Annotated in this window: 3 protein-coding genes; all 3 read right to left on the bottom strand. The window is 39.2% G+C overall.

All coding sequences use genetic code 11. The annotated features are described in order from the left end of the window. Nucleotides 1-39: 39 nt before the first annotated feature. Complete coding sequence (locus CVP05_RS09920) at nucleotides 40-1,086, bottom strand: DUF6396 domain-containing protein (protein ID WP_100289416.1); 1,047 nt, start codon at nucleotides 1,084-1,086, stop codon at nucleotides 40-42. A 61-nt stretch (nucleotides 1,087-1,147) separates the two neighbouring features. Continuing rightward, nucleotides 1,148-2,110 (bottom strand): DUF6396 domain-containing protein, encoded by a 963-nt coding sequence (locus CVP05_RS09915; protein WP_100289415.1) that lies wholly within the window; start codon nucleotides 2,108-2,110, stop codon nucleotides 1,148-1,150. A gap of 142 nt (nucleotides 2,111-2,252) precedes the next feature. Then, nucleotides 2,253-3,026, bottom strand: a 774-nt coding sequence (locus CVP05_RS12800) for an SEL1-like repeat protein (RefSeq protein WP_243389234.1), incomplete at its 5' end; no start/stop codon positions are given.

Genomic DNA, 3,026 nt, shown 5'->3' with positions numbered 1-3,026 from the left:
ACCGCACTTTCTCCAAGACAAAAGTGCGGTATGTTTTTATTATTTTTTCGGCAGCCCTGTGTTTACATCAAGCCCCGCTTGGTCGGCCAGTTTTTGCATTAACTCTTCACTTGGTTTCGGTGGAGAAGCCCCTTCATACCAACGCTGAAAGGCGATTTTACCGTCCCAAGCCGGCAGTTTCGCCGGTGGAAGAGGGACGATTTCGTCTAAGTCCGGGACTGTTGGCAGTAAATAATAATTACGAGATAAATATTTAGCTATCATTTCGAATCTGATGCCACGCTCAGGATCAGGATCTAATGCTAAATAATTCACACGATCACTCGGTTCTATTTTTTGTTTAAATGAGCGCATTAATTTTCTAGCAGAAAGTGCATTACCATTTTTTGTACCTTGATAAAACACTTTTATCGCATCCGGATATTTTTTCTGAATTTTTAAATCTATTCCTAAATCAGCCGAAGCCTGTCCTAATCCTTGCTCTGAAGCACAAGCCAATAGTCTATGTGCAATTTCTATTCTCCTTTTAAGGGTTTCTTTATCAAAGAAACCAAGTATAATTTCTGCTATAACATATTGCGCATCTCGGCTTCCCATTTCTGCGGCTTGTCGTAAATAAGCATATTTCCCCCCTTTTTCTTTTGTGGTGACACCATATTTGGAGCCAAGATATTCATATAAGTTATAATAGGCCGTTGCTGGTAGCTGTTTTTCCAATGCTTTATTTAAATAATACACTTCATCCTGAGGATTTTTTACCACAACTCGACCACTTTTTAATAAATACTGCAACCGTTGATTAGCTTTATAATCCCCGTTATATGCCGCTATGCGATAATACACCGCCATGGATTGCCACGTATTATCCCCTTTTTTCCCTAACCACATATTATGTAAATCGTGATAATGGGCATACTGATAAAGCTGTTGGGTTTCGGGGGAGAGAGGTGGTCGTTTTTCATGAACACATGCAATATCTAAATTATTGATTAACTCTTCTTTTACGTTTGTGTTTTGGGGGCTAGAAGCTGTTGAGCAGCCCACAGAAAACAACAATATGCCAATACAATAAGCTAATTTATTCATAAATTCCTCATAAAATCACCGCACTTTGCTTTATTTTAAGTGAAAGTGCGGTATGTTTTAATTATTTTTTCGGCAGCCCTGTGTTTACATCAAGCCCCGCTTGGTCGGCCAGTTTTTGCATTAATTCTTCACTTGGTTTCGGTGGGGAAGCGCCTTCATACCAACGCTGAAACGCGATTTTACCGTCCCAGGCAGGCAGTTTGGCCGGCGGAAGGGGGACGATTTCGTCTAAGTCTGGGACTTTGGGGTTGAGGTAGCTATTGTCATAAAGATATTCTTCAATCATTTGATAACGAATCGCTCGTTCAGGATCAGGGGTTAGTGCTAAATAATCAATAACTTTACTTCTATCTATTTTTGATTTAAATGGCCGCATCAACTTTCGAGCTGACATAGCATCTCCATTTCTAGCTCCTTCATGATATATCTTAGTCGCCTCAGAATATTTTTTTCGTGCTTGGAGTCGAATAGCTAAATCTACAGAAGCCTCACCCAACCCTTGTTGAGAAGCGCATAATAGTAATTGGTCTATTAATAAATGTCTACGAGAATAGGTTTTTTCATCTTTGATAGAATTAAGGATTTCAGCTAACTCATATTGCGCTTCTTTATTACCCAATTCTGCCGCTTTGCGTAAATAGGCAAACTCATCACCAGCCAATGCGCTTATATAACCATTTTTTAGGTAAATATAGATATTATAATGGGCTCGTCCCGGAAGCAGTTTCATTAACTGTTCATTAAGTGCTTTGACTTCTTTTTTAGCAGTTGATGAAATCACTCGACCGGAGGTTAAGAGATATTGTAAACGAGCATTGGCTTTATAATCGCCGTTTGCAGCAGCTATGCGGTAATACACAGCCATGGATTGCCACAGGTCATCGCCGGGTTTGCCATTCCATAAATTATGCAAATCATGATAGCGGGCATAATTATACAGCTGTTGGGTTTCGGGGGATAAAGGCGGTGTGTGTTCTTTTTTACAAGGCAATAAGTCCGCTTCCAGTTCTTGTAATGTGTTCATTGATATTCCTTTTTTCGCAAAAGATAAATGATTACATGCGGTTAGTAATACACATAATAAGAGCAAGCATAGTTTTTTCATAAATCCCCCATAAAATCACCGTACTTTGCTTTATTTTAAGCGAAAGAGCGGTGTGTTTTTATTATTTTTTCGGTAATCCTGTGTTTACATCAAGCCCCGCCTGATCGGCCAGTTTTTGCATTAACTCTTCACTTGGTTTCGGTGGGGAAGCCCCTTCATACCAACGCTGAAAGGCGATTTTACCGTCCCATGCAGGCAGCTTAGCCGGCGGAAGGGGAACGATTTCATCTAAGTCTGGGACTTTGGGGTTGAGGTAGTCGTGATCGGCGAGATAGCGTGCGATCATATTATATCGAGTAACGCGTTCTTCATCAGGTTTTAATGCTAAATAGTCAACTTCATTATCGGGTTTTATACCTTTTTCAAATCCATCTCGTAAATATCTGGCAGATAAAGCATTTCCATTTTTGACTCCTTGATGAAATGCAATAACTGCATTAGCGTAATCGCCCTCATTTTTTAATCGAATACCTAAATATTGAGAGGCAATACCCAAACCTTGTTTTGAGGCACAATCTAATAATTTACTTCTTAACTTTAATCTAAAATTTAAGGTGTCTTTATTTTCCATTAGCCCTAATATTTCACCCAGTTCATACTGCGCTTCTCTACTGCCTAAATCAGCGGCTTTTCTTAAATAAGCAAACCGTCCACCTTTTTCGGTTTTGACACCGTATCCATTAGTTAAATAATCGTATAAATTATAATAGGCGGTGGCAGGCAATTGTTTTTCTAGGGCTTTATTTAACTCATAAACAGTTTTTTGCGGCTTTTTTACTATAATCCTGCCGCTTTCAATTAAATATTGTAGTCTCACATTGGCTTTATAATCGCC

Origin of the sequence: Conservatibacter flavescens (genome assembly GCF_002795425.1) — a bacterium.
Classification (GTDB): Bacteria; Pseudomonadota; Gammaproteobacteria; order Enterobacterales; family Pasteurellaceae; genus Conservatibacter; species Conservatibacter flavescens.
This window is presented reverse-complemented; position numbering and strand designations above follow the sequence as displayed.